Source organism: Tsukamurella sp. II2bb (genome assembly GCF_057815145.1).
Genome location: NZ_JBYPZI010000014.1, coordinates 62,798 through 79,650, shown reverse-complemented (window position 1 = coordinate 79,650; position 16,853 = coordinate 62,798). Strand labels below are relative to the sequence as shown.

General features: G+C 70.6%; 15 protein-coding genes. 6 read left to right on the top strand and 9 right to left on the bottom strand.

The window, feature by feature from the left end:
• The first annotated feature begins 402 nt into the window (after window positions 1-402).
• Window positions 403-1,608 carry an IS30 family transposase gene (locus tag AC21LY_RS23135; protein WP_489046438.1) on the top strand — a complete coding sequence of 402 codons (1,206 nt, stop codon included), beginning with the start codon at window positions 403-405 and terminating at the stop codon, window positions 1,606-1,608.
• An 81-nt stretch (window positions 1,609-1,689) separates the two neighbouring features.
• On the opposite strand, the gene AC21LY_RS23130 is transcribed toward AC21LY_RS23135, so the two are convergent.
• From AC21LY_RS23130 to AC21LY_RS23110, 5 genes are read right to left on the bottom strand one after another with little or no spacing between them, the layout of a single operon-like run.
• Window positions 1,690-2,796 carry an ABC transporter ATP-binding protein gene (locus AC21LY_RS23130; protein WP_489048920.1) on the bottom strand — a complete coding sequence of 369 codons (1,107 nt, stop codon included), beginning with the start codon at window positions 2,794-2,796 and terminating at the stop codon, window positions 1,690-1,692.
• 28 nt (window positions 2,797-2,824) lie between these two features.
• Window positions 2,825-3,664 carry a carbohydrate ABC transporter permease gene (locus AC21LY_RS23125; RefSeq protein ID WP_489048919.1) on the bottom strand — a complete coding sequence of 280 codons (840 nt, stop codon included), beginning with the start codon at window positions 3,662-3,664 and terminating at the stop codon, window positions 2,825-2,827.
• On the bottom strand, window positions 3,664-4,605 hold the full coding sequence (locus AC21LY_RS23120; protein ID WP_489048918.1) for a carbohydrate ABC transporter permease: 942 nt from the start codon (window positions 4,603-4,605) through the stop codon (window positions 3,664-3,666). Before AC21LY_RS23120 ends, AC21LY_RS23125 begins: the two co-directional genes overlap by 1 nt.
• Window positions 4,602-5,969, bottom strand: coding sequence for an ABC transporter substrate-binding protein (locus AC21LY_RS23115; RefSeq protein ID WP_489048917.1), 1,368 nt, complete (start codon window positions 5,967-5,969; stop codon window positions 4,602-4,604). The genes AC21LY_RS23120 and AC21LY_RS23115 overlap by 4 nt, the downstream gene beginning before the upstream one ends.
• A gap of 46 nt (window positions 5,970-6,015) precedes the next feature.
• On the bottom strand, window positions 6,016-6,990 hold the full coding sequence (locus AC21LY_RS23110) for a sugar-binding transcriptional regulator (protein ID WP_489048916.1): 975 nt from the start codon (window positions 6,988-6,990) through the stop codon (window positions 6,016-6,018).
• 101 nt (window positions 6,991-7,091) lie between these two features.
• Here AC21LY_RS23110 and AC21LY_RS23105 point away from each other — a divergent pair, with 101 nt between their 5' ends.
• Window positions 7,092-8,120, top strand: coding sequence for an NAD(P)-dependent alcohol dehydrogenase (locus AC21LY_RS23105; protein WP_489048915.1), 1,029 nt, complete (start codon window positions 7,092-7,094; stop codon window positions 8,118-8,120).
• Complete coding sequence (locus AC21LY_RS23100; protein WP_489048914.1) at window positions 8,120-9,604, top strand: mannitol dehydrogenase family protein; 1,485 nt, start codon at window positions 8,120-8,122, stop codon at window positions 9,602-9,604. The genes AC21LY_RS23105 and AC21LY_RS23100 overlap by 1 nt, the downstream gene beginning before the upstream one ends.
• Window positions 9,605-9,614: 10 nt before the next feature.
• On the opposite strand, the gene AC21LY_RS23095 is transcribed toward AC21LY_RS23100, so the two are convergent.
• Entirely contained in the window at window positions 9,615-11,030 is a 1,416-nt protein-coding gene (locus AC21LY_RS23095; RefSeq protein WP_489048913.1) for an FGGY family carbohydrate kinase, read from the bottom strand.
• A 92-nt stretch (window positions 11,031-11,122) separates the two neighbouring features.
• Between AC21LY_RS23095 and AC21LY_RS23090 the strand changes: the two genes are divergently transcribed.
• Complete coding sequence (locus tag AC21LY_RS23090) at window positions 11,123-12,388, top strand: hypothetical protein (protein ID WP_489048912.1); 1,266 nt, start codon at window positions 11,123-11,125, stop codon at window positions 12,386-12,388.
• A 9-nt stretch (window positions 12,389-12,397) separates the two neighbouring features.
• Window positions 12,398-13,294: a dephospho-CoA kinase gene (coaE, locus tag AC21LY_RS23085; protein WP_489048911.1), complete on the top strand. Its 897-nt coding sequence runs from the start codon at window positions 12,398-12,400 to the stop codon at window positions 13,292-13,294.
• Here coaE and AC21LY_RS23080 read toward each other — a convergent pair.
• Together AC21LY_RS23080 and AC21LY_RS23075 are read right to left on the bottom strand one after the other, a co-directional pair.
• Entirely contained in the window at window positions 13,264-13,830 is a 567-nt protein-coding gene (locus AC21LY_RS23080) for an SWIM zinc finger family protein (RefSeq protein ID WP_489048910.1), read from the bottom strand. The two genes, coaE and AC21LY_RS23080, sit on opposite strands and share 31 nt — an antisense overlap.
• A gap of 1 nt (window position 13,831) precedes the next feature.
• Window positions 13,832-15,397 carry a DEAD/DEAH box helicase gene (locus tag AC21LY_RS23075; protein ID WP_489048909.1) on the bottom strand — a complete coding sequence of 522 codons (1,566 nt, stop codon included), beginning with the start codon at window positions 15,395-15,397 and terminating at the stop codon, window positions 13,832-13,834.
• 209 nt (window positions 15,398-15,606) lie between these two features.
• On the opposite strand from AC21LY_RS23075, the gene AC21LY_RS23070 reads away from it, so the two are divergent.
• Window positions 15,607-16,395 carry a TetR/AcrR family transcriptional regulator gene (locus AC21LY_RS23070; protein ID WP_489048908.1) on the top strand — a complete coding sequence of 263 codons (789 nt, stop codon included), beginning with the start codon at window positions 15,607-15,609 and terminating at the stop codon, window positions 16,393-16,395.
• Here the strand turns inward: AC21LY_RS23070 and AC21LY_RS23065 are convergent.
• Entirely contained in the window at window positions 16,382-16,840 is a 459-nt protein-coding gene (locus AC21LY_RS23065; protein WP_489048925.1) for a ribonuclease FAU-1 family protein, read from the bottom strand. The genes AC21LY_RS23070 and AC21LY_RS23065 overlap by 14 nt on opposite strands.
• Window positions 16,841-16,853 lie beyond the last annotated feature (13 nt).

Below are 16,853 nucleotides of genomic sequence, written 5' to 3'. Positions count from 1 at the left end.
GGCGGGTTCACATGATCGTCGCAACACTCTCAACGAGAGGTTGCGGCGATCATGTCGTTTCAGGAGGACTGTGCCCGGTTCGGCGGCGAGCTGGCGCAGCTGGTCGACTCCGGTGTTCCGGTGAAGGAGGCCGCTGTCGCGGTGGGTGTGCCGCGGCGGCGGTGTTACGCGATTCTGCGGGCGATTGGCCACCCGGTGGGGCCGCCTCGCGGGCCGGGTAGGCCGGCAGATCCGGAGCGGATCGTGGCGGTGTTCGATCGGACCGGCTCGATCAACAAGGCTGCGATCGAGTGCGATGTGGCGTTCTCGGTCGCTCGCAGGGTCTTGGTCGATGCCGGTCTGGTCACGGCGGACAAGCTGAAGGCGGTGGGTAAGCCGGAGGCGAGGAAGCGATTTCTCGCGCTGCTCGATCAGGGGTGGTCGTCAGCGCGCGCGGCCCGTGAGGTGCAGGTGAACGAACGCACCGCCCGGGACTGGCGCCAGGGAATCCGACGAACCAGTGGCAGGCGGATCCACCCGGACGGCACAGTCGTGGACTATCGAACCAAGACGATCTACAAACAGGCTGTGACCAGTGCCATCTCGAGCCGAGACGATGCTTCGGCGATCGCGATCGCGATCAGTGACCGTTACCTCTCGCTCGATGACCGCATCGCAATCGCTGACGGGCTGGTACTCAAGGACTCGATGCGGACCATCGCCGCCCGGATCGGCAAGAACGTCTCCACCATCTCCCGGGAGGTCCGTCAACGCAGCATCGGCGGCCGGTATCTGCCGTATCAGGCCGATCGGGTAGCGGTGGCGGCTCGGGCGCGGCCGAAGCAGTCCAAACTGGTGGTGAACACGGTCCTGCGGGCAGAGGTCGAGGAGGGCTTGTCGAGGAAGCTCTCGCCGGAGCAGATCTCGCACCGTCTGCGCCGGGATCACCCTGACGACGAGAGCATGCGGGTGAGCCACGAGACGATCTACCAGGCCTTGTACTTCCAAGCCCGTGGAGGGATGAAACGAGAAGTGCAGCAAGCACTCCGGACCGGACGAACCAAACGCAAACCGCAGCGGAAAGAAGGTGAGCGGTATCAGCGGTTCATCGACCCGATGGTGATGATCAGCGACCGCCCGGCCGAAGTCGAGGACCGTGCTGTTCCCGGCCATTGGGAGGGGGATCTCATCACCGGTGAGCAGAACAAGACCGCGATCGGCACTCTCGTCGAACGCTCCACCCGCTACACGATGCTGCTGCACCTGCCCGACGGGCACGACGCCGAACAGGTCCGCGACGCGATCATCACCGCGATGAAAGACCTGCCCGCGCACCTACGCGGGTCGCTGACCTGGGACCAAGGCGCAGAGTTGGCCCGGCATGCGCAGATCAGCGTGGCCACCGATATGCAGGTGTATTTCTGCGACCCAGCCAGCCCCTGGCAGCGCGGCACCAACGAGAACACCAACGGGCTGCTCCGGCAGTACTTCCCCAAGGGCACCGACCTGAGCGTCTACGGCCCCGCGGATCTCGAGCACGTCGCTCAGCAACTCAACAGCCGACCACGCAAAACGCTCGGCTGGGAAACCCCAGCCGAGCGTATGCGTGATCTAATCACCACCCAGTAGAACAGGCAGTGTTGCGTCGACCCCTAGAAACCGCCTCGCAGGATGCGGGGCGTTCCCCGTCTCCGGGGTTCGTCGCCCGGGTCAGTTCAGGCGCTCGCCGGACTCCGGGTGGAACAGGTGCACGGCGGTGTCGGTCTGGGTCAGTCGCAGGCCGTCGCCGATCCGCGCGGGGGTGCGGCGCGGGCACCGCGCGACGAGGGTGACCGGCGCACCGTCGACGCCCTGGACCGTGGGGTCGTCGACGGACGCGTACACGAACGTGTCGCTGCCGAGATCCTCGAGGATCGCCACCGAGCCGGCGACGCCGGCGTCGGAGCCGCTGATGCCCAGGCTCTCGGGGCGGATGCCGACGGTGACCCGGTCGAGGCCCGATGACCGCAGGACCGACTGGCTCTGCGCATCGAGTTCGACGGTGCCGGCCGTGAGGGTGATCGCACCGTCGCGGACCGGCGCGGTGAACAGATTCATGCCGGGCGATCCGATGAAGCCGGCCACGAAGACGTTGCGCGGCCGGTCGTAGAGCTCGGCGGGCGAGGCGAACTGCTGCAGCACACCGAACTTGAGCACCGCGACGCGGTCGCCCATCGTCATCGCCTCCACCTGGTCGTGGGTGACGTAGACGGTGGTGGTGCCGAGCCGGCGCTGCAGCGCGGCGATCTGGGTGCGCGTCTGCACGCGGAGCTTGGCGTCCAGGTTGGACAGCGGCTCGTCCATGCAGAAGACCTGCGGCTCGCGGACGATCGCCCGGCCCATCGCCACCCGCTGCCGCTGGCCGCCCGAGAGCTTCGCGGGCTTGCGGTCGAGGTACTGCGTGAGATCGAGCAGCTTCGCCGCCTCGGCGACCTTGCGCTTGCGCTCGTCGAGCGGGACACCCCGCATCTTGAGCGCGAAGCCCATGTTCTCGCCGACCGTCTTGTTCGGATAGAGGGCGTAGTTCTGGAAGACCATCGCGATGTCGCGGTCCTTGGGCGCGACGCCCACCATGTTCTTCCCGCCGATGGTGATCGCCCCGGAGTCGATCTCCTCGAGGCCGGCGAGCATCCGTAGCGCCGTGGACTTGCCGGAGCCGGACGGCCCGACGAGGACCACGAACTCGCCGTCGGCGATGTCGAGGTTGAGGGAATCGACGGCGAGCGACTGGGCGCCGGGGTAGACGCAGCACGCCTGCTCGTAGGTGATGGAAGCCATTGTTACTCCTGTGGAAGTGGGTGGGGCGCTACTTGATGGCGCCGAAGGACAGGCCGCGGACCAGCTTGTTCTGGGCGATCCAGCCGCAGATGACGACGGGCAGGGCGGCGAGGACGGAGGCGGCGGACAGCTTGGCCCAGAACAGGCCCTGGCCGGACATGAAGCCGGTGAGCGCCACCGGCATCGTCTGGGCGTTGACCGCCGTGAGGTTCACCGCGAAGAAGAACTCGTTCCACGAGAAGATCACGCAGATCAGCGCGGTCGCGGCGATGCCGGGCGAGATGAGCGGCAGGATCACCTCCCGGACGGAGGTCCACAGGCCGGCGCCGTCCATGCCCGCGGCCTCGAGGAGCTCGGAGGGAACCTCCAGGAAGAACGAGCGCATCATCCACACGGCGATCGGTAGGTTCATCGACGTGTACAGGATCACCAGGGTCCAGACGTTGTCGAGCATGCCGATCCGGCCGACGATGACGTACAGCGGGATGATCGCCGCCACGATCGGCAGCATCTTGGTGCTGATGAAGAAGAACAGCGCGTCCTGGGTCTTGCGCACCGGGCGCAGCGACAGGGCGAAGGCCGCGGGAACGCCGAGGAGGAGCACGAGAGTGGTCGACATCGCGGTCGCGAACACCGAGTTCAGCAGTGGCACACCGATGCCCGAGTCGAAGACCGCCGTGAACTGGTCGAGGGTCGGGACGAAGAAGAACGTCGGCGGCCTGGTGGCGGCATCGCTCTCCTGCTTGAAGGCGGTGAGCACCATCCACAGCACGGGGAAGAAGAAGCCGATCGCGATGATCCAGGTGAGAGCGGTGAGGACCCCGCCCTTGGGGTCGCGCCGGCGGCGCGGGACTACGGTCGTGGACATCAGGCTGATTCCTCTCCGGCGCCGAAGCTCTTGAAGATCAGGCGGATCGCCATGCTCGAGACGACGATCGTCCCGACCACGGTGACCACACCCATCGCCGCGGCCTGACCGATGTCGAAGCCGAGGAAGGCGCGTTGGTAGATGTAGAAGGGCAGGTTGGAGCTGGCGACGCCGGGGCCGCCGGAGGTCATCATGTAGACCGCGTCGAAGGTGTTCACCAGGTAGATCGCGCCGAGGACGGCGCCGAGCTCGATGAACCGCCGCAGGTGCGGCAGGGTCAGCTCGCGGAACAGGCGGAAGCTGGTCGCACCGTCCACACGCGCGGCCTCCTGCACGTCGCGGGGCATGGACTGCAGGCCCGCGAGGATCAGCAGCATCATGAACGGCGTCCACTGCCAGACCAGCTCGGCGATCACGGAGGCGAGGGGGAACTCGCTGAGCCAGTCGATGTTCACCCCGAGCGGGCTGAGCGCCCACGCGAGGAGTCCGTTGGTCGGGGAGAGCAGGCTGGTCTTCCAGAGCAGGGCCGCCGCCACCGGCGTCACCAGGAACGGGGTGATGAGCAGCGTGCGAACGACGCCGCGCCCCAGGAACTTCCGGTCCAGCAACAGCGCGAGCACAAGACCGAGGACGACGGAGATCACGACGGTGCCCACGATGAGCAGCACCGTGTTGATCGTGACGGTCCAGAACTGGGTGTCGCGGAAGACCTCGACGTAGTTGTTGAGCCAGTTGAACTTCCGGGAGCCCGGGCGCACCAGGTTCCACGACTGCGTCGAGTAGTAGAGCGTGACGACGAACGGGATCTGCGTCACCACGACCATGAAGATCAGGGCGGGCAGGAGCGGCCCGCGCCGGCGCCATGCCTCGGCCCGGGAGACGGTGTCGCGCCGCGAGCGCAGCGTTGTCGCGGTCGGGGTCTCGGCTTCGGTGACGGTCATCGCTCGCCCTTCCGGTTCTGGTAGCTCTTGCCGACGACCTCGGCGTACTTCTGGGACTGGGCCAGCGCGTCGTCCACCGAGATCTGGCCCGCGATGGCGGCGCTGATCTGCTGGCTGACCCGGGTGCCCAGGTCCTGGAACTCCGGGATGGCGAGGAACTGGATGCCGGTGTAGGGCACGGGCTTCACGGTCGGGTGCGCCTGGTCGGCCGTGAGCATCGAATCGAGCGTGGGACGGGCGAACGACGTGGCCAGTTCGCGGTACGCGGGGATCTCGTACGTGGACATCCGGCTGCCGGGCGGTACGTGGCTGGGGCCGAGCTTGTCGGCGACGTTCGCGATGTACTGCTTACTGGTCATCCAGGAGATGAACTTCCAGGCATCCGTCGTGCGCTTGCTGCTCGCGGGGATGCCGAGCGACCAGGTGTACAGCCAGCCGTTGTCGCCCTTGGCCATCTTCGGCGCGGGGAGGTAGCCGACCTGGCCCGCGATCTTGGACGTGTCGGGGCTCTCCAGGGAGGAGACCGCGGCGGTGGAGTCGTACCACATCGCGGCCTGGCCCTGGGCCAGAAGGTTTCCGCACTCCTGGAAGCCGGTCGACGCGGCGCCGGCCTCACCGTAGTTCCGGACGGTGTCCACGTAGAACTGGACCGCGGCCTTCACCTCGGGCGAGGTGAGCCGGGGATTCCACTGCTCGTCGAACCAGCGGCCGCCGAAGGCGTTGATCACCGTGTTGAGCGGCGCGAGCACCTCGCCCCAGCCGGGCTTGCCGCGCAGGCAGATCCCGGCGACATCGCGCGAGTGGAGCTTGCGCGCCGCCTCGGCGACCTCCGTCCAGGTGGGCTCGGCCGGGAGGGAGATGCCCGCGTCGGCGAACATCTTCTTGTTGTACATCAGGAACGACGACTCTCCGTAGAACGGGACGGAGTACATGTCGCCGTTGTACGAGAGTGCCTCTCGCAGTGAGGGGATGAAGTCGCTCGGGTCGTACGACGGGTCGGTCGCCATGAGCTTCGACAGGTCGGTCAGCCAGCCGTTCTGCGCCCACATCCGCGTCTCGTAGTTGCTGATCATCACCACGTCGAACTCGCCGCCACCGGTCGAGACGGACGCGGTGATCTTGGCCCGGGCCTCGTTCTCGGACAGCGTGATGAACTTCAGCCGGACGCCGGGATTGGCGCGTTCGAACTCTGGTGCGAGCTTGACGGCGTCCGTCATCTGCGAGTTGGAGACCATGGCAACGGTCACGGCCGAGCCGCCCCCGTCGGTGAAGACGCCTGCTCCGGAACACGCCGTCGTGAGTACGGCGACGGCGGTCGCGAGCCCCGCCGCGATGGCGGGTCTTCTCGATCGTCTTTCGGTCACGTCAGCTCCTCTCTTTCGTGAAGGGATTGGGGTGAAGGGATGTATGTCATCGGGTCAGAAGCCATTTCGCGGTGCCGGAATCGGTGACGAGGGCGCTGGCGAAGCCGCCGCGCAGCGCGCCGAGCATGGAGTCCCGACGGTGCTCGCCACCGGACAGCAGGATCGAGGTCGGGCACTGCGCGATGGCGTCGAGCGGCACCGAGACGGTCCGATCCACCAGACTGGAGGCCACGGGAACGCCGTGCGGGTCGTAGAACCGGCCGCCGATCTCGCCGACGGCGCCCAGGTCCCGGAGCTCTTCGAGGACCTCGACGTCGATGTAGGCGCCCTCGAACAGCGTGGTCGACGTGGACACCGAGCCGACGCCGAACAGCATGACCTCGGCGGTGCGGGCGGCTTCGAGCGCCTGCGAGACGATCGAATCCTCGTTGAGCGCGCGGACGGTCCCGGGGTCGGCGAACAGGGGAGCCACCAGGCGTAGGGGGCGCGCACCCAGGCGTTCGGAGAAGACGGCCAGCGCGTGGTCGACGCCCGTGTGGTACTCGACGGAGGTCATGGATCCGTCCATCTGGACGACGCGGGCGCAGCCGGCTCCGCCGCCGAGCGCGTCGGCGACCGCGACCTGCTCGGGGCCCCAGGTGAATCCGAACGTGTCGTCCGGCTGGATGCGACGGCTCAGCAGAGAGGCGCCGGCGCGGCCGAGCGCCGCATCGCCGGAGGGGGTGCCGTCGGCGTCCTCCGCGATGACGAGGGCCTCGGTGAGGCCGAAGGCCTTCTCGAGGTCGCGCTCGAGATCGGGATGGATCGACTTCGCGAGATGCGGCGGGGCCGCGACGGTGACGGTGACCAGCCCCTGCGCCCGTGCGCGGGCGACGAGGCGGCCCGCGGTGGGGCGGGAGACGCCCAGCCGCTCGGCGATCTGCGCCTGGGTGAGTCCTTCGAGGTGGTACATCGTGGCGGCGCGCACCAGGAGGCGCAGGTCGTGTCCGCTCTCGGCGGGGGCACGGTGGGGTGTGGTCACTGGGGAACTCCGATATCCATCGTGAGCAAATGCTCACTAGACGTGATCTTGCTCACTACGCTAGCATCGTGAATGTGACCCAGGCAACAGTTCCTCCAGAAATGCGCGTCAGCGTTCTCCATCCCGGCGGCCGGATGACCATCGACCGCCGCCCGGTACCGAGGCCCGATCCGGGCGACGTCCTGGTGCAGGTGGCGGCGGTCGGCGTCTGCGGATCCGATACCCACTACCTGCGCCACGGGCGGATCGGCGAATTCGTCGTGACCGCGCCGCTCGTCCTCGGCCACGAGGCGTCGGGGCGGATCGTCGCCGTCGGCGACGGCGTCCCGGCCGAACGGTTGGGGGAGCGGGTGTCGATCGAACCGCAGCGTCCCGATCCGTACAGCGCGGAGACCCTCCGCGGCGACTACAACCTCTGTCCGGGGATGCGGTTCTACGCCACCCCGCCGGTCGACGGTGCGCTCGCCGAGTACGTGACGATCGGATCCGCTTTCGCGCACGCGGTTCCGGAGAACGTCTCCGACGAGGCGGCGGCGCTGTTCGAGCCGCTCTCCGTCGGCATCGCGGCGATGCGGAAGGCGGGGATCGGGCTCGGCGGCAGCGTGCTGATCGCGGGCGCCGGCCCCATCGGGATCATGTGCGCGCAGGTCGCACGAGCCGCCGGTGCCGAACGCATCGTCGTCACCGATATCGACGCGAACCGCCGCGACGTCGCACTCCGGTTCGGTGCCACCGCCACCGTCGACCCCGCCGACGGTGCGCCGGGCGAGGGCTTCGACGCCTTCGTCGACGCGTCCGGCGCGCCGCCGGCGATCAGGGCCGGGATCGCCGCGGTACGGCCGGGCGGCCGCGTCGTCCTCGTCGGTATGGGCGCCGACGACGTGGAACTGCCGGTCAGCACGATCCAGGCGCGCGAGCTGATCCTGACCGGGGTGTTCCGGTACGCGAACACGTGGCCCACGGCGATCGCGCTCGCCGCGAGCGGCCGCGTCGATCTCGACGCGATGGTGACCTCGCGGTTCCCCCTCGACGGCGCGGAGGACGCGCTCAACGCCGACCGCATGCCTGGCGGGATCAAGGCGGTCGTTCACCCGGGGCGCACCGCGCCCGCGACAGAGCAGGAGCAGTGATGACGGAACCGATTCAGCTGACCGATGCGGCGCTGCCGCGCATCGCCGGAGCATCGACCCCCGGATACGACCGTGCCGCGACCGGCGCGGGCATCGTGCACTTCGGTGTCGGCGGGTTCCACCGCGCGCACCAGGCGATGTACGTGGACCGCCTGCTGGAGTCCACATCGACTCCGCAGGCGTGGGGGATCTGCGGCGTGGGCCTGCGGCCCGCCGACGCCGCGATGCGCGACGCGCTCGTCCCCCAGGACGGGCTGTACACGCTCACCCTCCGGCATCCCGACGGTGCCGAGGAGACCTCGGTGATCGGGTCCGTCGTCGACTACCTGTACGCACCGGACGATCCCGACGCGGTGATCGAGCGCCTGGCTTCGCCGGACGTGCGGATCGTCTCGCTCACGATCACCGAGGGCGGCTACAACTTCTCCGCCACGACCGGAGCGTTCGACGCGGAGAATCCGGACATCGTCGCCGACCTCGACAACGGCGCCCGCCCGCGCACCGTCTTCGGCTACGTGACCGAAGCGCTGCGCCGCCGTCGCGATCGGGGCCTGGCCGCGTTCACCGTGATGTCCTGCGACAACATCGAGGGCAACGGCCACATCGCGCGCAGCACCTTCCTCGCCTTCGCCCGCCTCGCCGATCCCGTGCTGGCGGAGTGGATCGACGAGCAGGTCCGGTTCCCGAACTCGATGGTCGACCGGATCACCCCGGTCACGCCCCCGACCCTCCGTGCCGAGGTGGCGGCGCGGACCGGAGTCGACGACCGCTGGCCCGTCGTCGCGGAACCGTACACGCAGTGGGTCCTGGAGGATTCGTTCAGCGCGGGGCGGCCCCGGTTCGAGGACGTGGGCGTGCAAGTCGTGCAGGACGTCGCGCCGTACGAGCTGATGAAGCTGCGCCTGCTCAACGCCGGTCATCAGGCGCTCGGGCACTTCGCGCGGCTGCTCGGCTACGAGTTCGTGCACGACGCCGCCGCCGACCCGGAGATCCGGGAACTGCTGCTGCGCTACATGCGCGACGAGGCGCGTCCCACCCTGCAGCCGGTGCCCGGCATCGACCTCCACGACTACATCGAGACGCTGCTCGAGCGGTTCTCCAACCCGGCGATCGCCGACACCGTCGCGCGGCTGTGCCAGGACGCGTCCGATCGCATCCCGAAGTGGCTCGTCCCGGTGATCGTCGCACGGCTGGACGAGGGGGGATCTGCTCCGCTCGCCGCGGCCGTCGTCGCGGCGTGGACCCGCTGCTGCGAGGGGGTCGACGATGCCGGCGAGGCTCTGGTGCTCGCGGACTCGAGGACGGATGAACTCGTCGCGAATGCCGCTGCCTCGCGGGAGGATCCGCTCGCCTTCGTCGCGGAGGCGGACCTCTTCGGCGACCTCGCCGTGCGCGCGGGCTTCACCGAGCCCTACCTCGATGCGCTGCGATCCCTCCGCGAGCGCGGTGCCCGGGCGACGTTGCGGGAGCTGCTCGCCCGATAGCGGCCGTCCGTCAGAGTCGGTCGATGACGTGGCGCGCCGCGTCGCTGTACCGGGCGTAGACGCCGGGCGTCTCCTCGGCGGAGAAGGTCTGCGCGGCGGGCCGCTCCCAGGCGGGGGCGGCACCGTCGGGCTGCAGGGTCCAGGCCGCCTGCCGGGCGGCGCCGCGGGCCACGTACTCGCCGTCGGCGGGGAAGTCCACGTCGCGTCCGAACACGGCGGGGGCGATGGCGCGGACGGCGGCGGATCGCCCGCCGCCGCCGACGACGAGGATCCGCTCGATCGATGTGCCCTGCGCGGCAATGGCGTCCAGGCAGAACCGCAGGGAGCACAGCAGGCCCTCGACGGCGGCCCGGGCGATGTTCTGCGGCGTCAGGTTGGCCCCCGTCACCCCGTGGAGCGCACCCGACGCGTTCGGCAGGTTGGGGGAGCGCTCGCCGCTGAAGAACGGGACGAGCGTGAGCCCCTCGCTGCCCGCCGGGGCGGCGAGCGCGAGCCGGGAGAACTCGTCGAAGTCGACACCGAGCATGCGCGCGGAGGCGGCGAGCACGGGGGCGCCATTGAGGGTGCACACCAGTGGCAGCTGATGTCCCGTGGCGTCGGCGAATCCGGCGACGATGCCGGACGGATCGCAGGGGGCGGCCGACGTCACGGCGCTCACCACGCCGGATGTGCCGAGGGAGACGATGCAGTCGCCGGGGCCCGCGTCCAGCCCGAGCGCGGCGCCCGCGTTGTCGCCGGCGCCGGCGCCGAGGAGGGTGCCGGCGCGGAGCGGACCGTCGGCCGAGGTGACCGGTACCGACTCCGCCGGGCCGAGCACGCGGGGAAGTGCGGGGCTCCGCCCGCGCATCGCGAGTTCGAGAAGATCTCTACGGTATTCGCCGGTCGCCGCGCTGAAGTACGCGGTCCCCGAGGCATCGGAGCGGTCCGTGACGAGCGCGCCGACACCGCCTCCGGTGAGCTGCAGCGTGAGCCAGTCGTGGGGCAGGGCGACGGCGGCGGTAGCGTCGGCGTGCGCGGGCTCGCGGTCGGCGAGCCATCGCAGTTTGGCCGCTGTGAAGGCGGCCACCGGGACGACCCCCACAGCATCAGTCCAGGCCGCGGGGCCGCCGAGGTCGGCCACGAGCTGCCGGGCGGCGTCCGCGGAGCGGGTGTCGTTCCACAGCAACGCGTCCCGGACGACGGCACCGTCCTCGTCCAGGCACACCATCCCGTGCTGCTGGGCGCCCACGGACACGGCGGCGACGTCCTGCAGGCCGCCGGCCTCCTTCGCGGCGCCGGCGAGCGCATCCAGCCACGCCGCGGGGGCGACCTCCGTGCCGGGCGGGTGCGGTGCGCTTCCGGTCCGCACGGTCTCGCCCGAATCCGCATCGCACACTACGACTTTGCAGGACTGCGTGGACGAGTCGATTCCGGCGACGAGTGGCATGGTGCGATTCTGTCAGGTCCGCGCCGCACCCACGGCCGTATCGCCGTACGGCTATTTGACAATAGTTTTCATTGCCGATTATCAATTCGGGCATGTCCCGACATCTGAGTATCACGATCCCCCTCCTCGCCGCGGCGCTGCTCGCGGCCGGATGCGGCTCGTCCCAGTCCGATTCGTCCCCGTCCTCGGCCCCGTCCGCATCCGGCTCCGACGCCGACGCGCCCGGCGGCGCGACCGAGGCGCGCCGCGCCACGCCGCGGCTCGCGGTCACTTACGAGGGTGGCGTGCAGGTCGTCGACGCCGCCACGCTGCAGACGATCGCCGACCTCCCCGGCACGGGATACCTCCGCGTGAACCCGGCCGGCGACGGCCGTCACGCCTTCCTCTCCGAGGGCACGGGATTCCGGCTGCTCGACCTCGGCACCTGGTCGGTGCCCCACGGCGACCACCAGCACTTCTACACCGCCGCGCCCCGTCGCACCGACATCCGCATCGAGGCGCCCGAGCCGGGCCACGTCGTCCGGCACGACGGCTGGACCGTGCTGTTCGCCGACGGCACCGGCACGGTGACCTCGATCCCGTCGGAGAAGGTCGGCGACCCGAACGCGCCGCGCACCGTCTACACGACGCCGAAGCCGCACCACGGCGTGGCGGTGGAGCGGGCCGACGGCTCGATGCTCGTCACCCTCGGCGACGAGAAGACCCGCACGGGCGTCGCGATCCTCGACAAGGAACGCAAGGAGATCGCGCGCAACGAGCAGTGCCCCGGCGTGCACGGCGAGGGCGCGGCGGAGGGCGGCGTCGTGCTCTTCGGTTGCGAGGACGGCGTGCTCGTCGTGCGCGGCAACGAGATCGCCAAGACCGCGGCGCCCACTCCCGGCTACGCCCGGACGGGCAACGTCGCCGCCACCGAGGCGCATCCCGTGGTGCTCGGCGACTACAAGGTGGACAAGGGGGCCAAGCCCGAGCGGCCCACGCGCGTCACGCTGATCGACACCCGGACCGGCGCGATCAAGCTGGTGGACCTGCCCGCCTCCTACAGCTTCCGCTCCCTCGCCCGCGGCCAGTTCGGCGAGGCGCTCGTGCTCGGCACCGACGGGGTGCTCCGCATCCTCGATCCGAACACCGGCGCCACGACCCGCGAGGTGAAGGTGGTCGCGCCGTGGACCGAGGACGCGAACTGGCAGGAGCCGCGCCCCGCGGTCTTCACGCTCGGTTCGACCGCGTACGTCACGGAGCCCGCGACCAAGGCGCTCATCGCGATCGACATCCCGTCCGGCAAGGAGCTGCGCCGCGGCACACTCGGGCACACCCCCGACGAGGTGTCGGGCGTCACCGGGGCCGGCACCACTCACTAGTCTGGTCCCATGTTGCGGATCGGACTGACGGGCGGCATCGGTGCCGGCAAGTCGACGGTGGCCAAGGAACTCGCGGCGCTCGGCGCCGTGATCGTCGACGGCGACAAGATCGCCCGCGAGGTGGTCGAGCCGGGCACGCCCGGCCTGGCGGCGCTCGTCGACGCCTTCGGGGAGGGCATCCTCGCCGAGGACGGCAGCCTCAACCGGCCCGCTCTGGCCGCGATCGCCTTCTCCGACGACGAGTCCCGCGCGAAGCTCAATGCGATCACGCACCCCCTGGTGGGGGCACGGTCGGCCGAGCTGATCGAGGCGGCGGGGCCGGATGCCGTGATCGTGCAGGACATCCCGCTGCTCGTGGAGAACAAGGTGGCGCCGATGTTCCACCTCGTGATCATCGTGTGGGTCGACGAGGAGGAGCGGGTCCGCCGGCTCGTCGGCTCGCGCGGCATGGCCGAGGACGACGCGCGGGCGCGTATCGCCGCCCAGGCCACGGACGAACAGCGCCGCGCCGTCGCCGACGTCTGGCTCGAGAACACCGGCTCGGAGGACGCCACCCGCGCCGCCGTCCGCGCGCTCTGGGCCGACCGGATCGCACCGTTCGCCGCGAACGTCGCGGCGCGCCGCCCGGCCGGCGGCGCGCCGCAGGTCGACGACCCGGCCTACGACGAGCGGCTCGTCGGGCGGCTGTGGGTCACCCTCGGCTCGGACGTACGGGAGGTCGGGGCCGACGGTGCCGTCGCCGTCGTCGTGCTCGCCGAGGGGGTCGGGGTCGATGCGGTCGCCGATCGGCTCGCGGACGCCGGCTTCGCGCCGGACGGCGCGGGGGAGTTCCGTGGCTGCGATCCGGGCCGATCGGTGACGGTGCGGGTCGACACTCAGGCCGGGGCTGGGGCCGGGGCCGCGTAGTAGTCCCGCACGTGCAGCGCGGCCAGTGGCGTCCAGCGCGGCACCGGGCGGTCGTCCTGCGCCTCGACCGCAGGTGCGGACGTGCCGTACGACTGGATCGTCAGCGCGGTCACGGGCTCGTGATCGACGAGCGACGCCAGCGCGTACGCCGCGGCGAGCACGTGCACGCACATCGTGCTCCTCGCCCTGCACGAGCAGTCGGCGGCGTCGAGGACCGGCGCGGGCCGCAGTCCGCGGGCGATCAGCGAGGCGTGGATCGCGTCGTCGGGCTCCGAGCGGGAGCCAAGTTCGTCGCGCAGGGCGGTCGCGACCGCCGGTGCCATCGGGGCGAATTCGAGGTGCGCGACGGAGGCGCTCGCGCCGCTGTGCACGAGCGCGGTGACGCGGCCGCCGTCGAACTGCAGGGTGACGCCGCCGTTGCGCGCGAGCATCCGGGCCCGCGGCGCGTGGGTGTTCGGGGTGCTCGCCGTGATCGGCTCCGCGATGCGCACGAGGTCGGCGCCCCACGTGGTGAATCCGAAGGGGTTCGTCGCCATATCAGTTCTCCCGGTTCCGGCGCAGGATGTCCATCAGGCGCTCGTCGTCGAGCGCGGCCAGTTCGGTCACGATCGACCCGTCGTCGGCGTGCACGCCGAGAAGCGCCTTGCGGCGGTGCATCTCGTCGATGTGCTCCTCGATCGTCGTCGCGGTGGTCAGTGTGGTCACGGTGACGGGACGGTCCTGGCCGATGCGATGGGCCCGGTCGGTGGCCTGCGCCTCGACGGCCGGGTTCCACCACCGGTCGTAGTGGATGACCTCGCTCGCCCGGGTCAGCGTGAGGCCCGTGCCACCCGCCTTCAGGCTCATCACGAGGATCCCCGGGCCGGTGCCTGACTGGAAGTCGTCGGCGATCGACGACCGCTCCGCGAGCGACAGCCCGCCGTGGAAGAACGGCACCGGTCGGCCCAGCACGGACGACACGGCCGCGGCCAGCAGCTCGCCCGTCTCCCGGTACTGCGTGAACACCAGGGTCGGACGGTGCGCGGCGGCGTTCGCCTCCAGGATCTCCAACGCTACGTCCAGCTTGCCGGAACGGCCCGGCTCCCGGGAGGGTGCGGCACCGTCGACCAGTCCCGGATGGTTGCAGATCTGCTTGAGCGCGGTGAGCACCGCGAGCAGTCGGCCGTGCCGCTCCAGTCCGCTGCCGAAGCCGTCGTCGGCGGCCCGGGCGAGGCAGGCATCGTAGCGGCGGGCCTGTTCGTCGCTGAGGTCGCACAGCACCGGATTGTCGATCTTCGGCGGCAGCGCGCCGGCCGCCCGGTCCTTGGTCCGGGCCAGCATCACCGGCGCGACGGCGGTGCGTAGGCGGCGCAGGGCACCGTCGTCCCCGGCCTCGACGGCGCGGGTGAACCGGCGCCGGAAGACCGCCTTGACCGGGAACATCCGCGGGGCGACGACGCGCAGAACGGCCCACAGGTCGTCGAGCGAGTTCTCGATCGGGGTGCCGGTGAGGGCGATGCGGTGGTCGGCGTCCAGTTCCCGTGCGGCGCGCGAGACCTGCGTCCGCGGATTCTTCAGCGTGTGCGCCTCGTCGAAGACGACGGCGGTCCAGTGCGTGCCTCCGAGCTCCGCCGCCGACAGCCGGAGCCGGGCGTAGGAGACGATCGTGACCTCCTCGAGGAGGGCGGGCGCGAACCGGGCGATCTCCCGTCGCCAGTTGGTGGCGAGACTCGTGGGGCACACGACGAGGTGCGGCCCCGGCCCGAGCCGCGTGAGTGCTGCGATCGCCTGCAGGGTCTTGCCGAGGCCCATCTCGTCGGCGAGCAATGCGCCGCCGTGATCGCGCAAGGTGCGGAGCAGCCACGCGACGCCGGCGGCCTGGTAGGGGCGAGGTTTCGCGTCGAGGACGCCGTCGAGGGTCCTCGCTGTCGCGACGGTGTCGGCGAAGGCGGTAAGGGCGTAGGAGGCGGATGTGACCGCCGTGCCCATCGGATCGGGTTCGGCGTGCGCCGCGATCGGCAGCGGCGCCTCGTCGCCCCTGCCCCGTGCGGCCCAGGCCGCGAGCGAGGCCGAGGGACGCGCGCCGGCGGGGAGCGCGGTGACGTCGACGAGATCGCAGCGCACGTCGGCGACGGCGAGGGCACCGTCGACCGGGACGACCAGGGGGATGACCGTCGCGCGAGCGGGATCGTCGAGGTGATGGGAGGACCAGAGGGCGAACTGGTGGAGGTCGGGGAGGTACGTGGCTTCGAGGCTCAGGGCGCGTCCTTCGCGGAAGTCGAATAGAGTACGTTGTACGGAGTACCTGAACAGTGTACACAGTACGGAGAAAGATGTCGATGAATCCCGAGGACGAGGGTCGTGCACTGGTCAGGCTGCTGTGGCGGTCCGAGGCGGGCGAGCCCGCCCGGGGCCGCAAGGGGCCCAAGCAGCGGCTCACCGTCGACGAGGTGGTGGCCTCCGCGATCGAGCTCGCCGACGCCGAGGGGTTGCCCGCGGTCACCATGCGCGCGCTCGCCGGGAGGTTGGGCGTGGGGCCGATGAGCGTCTACACCTACGTCCCGACCCGCGATGTGTTGGTGGCTCTCATGGTCGATGCGGTCGCGGCGGCGCAGCCGCCGATCGAGCACCGGGCCGCGCTGCGCGACGCGCTCGTCGCCGCCGTCCGGGCCCGACGCGACGAGTACCTCGCGCACACGTGGCTGCTCGACGCGCCGTCGTGGCGCGATGTGCTGGGGCCCGGGAGGATCGGGCAGTACGAGGCGCAGCTCGCCCTCCTGGAGGACCTGCCGATCACTGACCTCGAACGCGACTGGCTGGTCGTCCTCCTCGAGAGTTTCGCGGCGGGCGCCGCCCGCAGCTCCGGCGCGCGGGGCGCCGCGTCCCGGCCGCTGACCGACGCGCAGTGGTGGGAGGTCGTGGGTCCGGAGCTGGCCACGCTGATGCCGCAGGGGAGGTACCCGATCGCAGGACGCGTCGGTTCGGTCGTCGGCGAGCACTACAGCGGGCCGGGGGACCCCGACGCCGGCTTCGAACTGGGCCTGCAGGTTCTGCTCGACGGGCTGGAGGCGCGGATTCCGGGCCTGCGCGGCGCGGCGGCACCGGACGTCAGCGCCAGCTGACGGGCGCCCCCTCCGCGGCCAGCCACCTGTCCACGCTGTGGCCGTGCGCCGCGGTGCCGGCGACCGCCCGTGTCGCGGCGAGCAGCGCCCGCTCGGCGTCGCCCGCGCTGAGGAGGTCCGCGGCTGCGGCCGCGAGCAGTTCGTCGACGTCGATGAGCTCGATCGGGCGGCCCGGGTGCTCGACGAGGTCGAGGTACCAGTCCTCGCTGTGCCAGATGTTCCCGTCGCGCCAGACCCGCGCGACATCGAGGTACACGCGTTGGTCGCGCTCGTGACCGGGGGTGAAGTGAAAGATCGTCGCCCGCAGGTCGAAGGCCGGCAGCAGCCAGGACTCGATCGCATCGAACTTCGGGTGGTCCGCGCGGCGGGCGACGTACAGCCCGAAGGCCGTCTCCCGGAACTCCTCGACCTCCCGGACGAAGCCCTTGGGGTCGGTGTTCGTCATGGCCGGTGGGTCG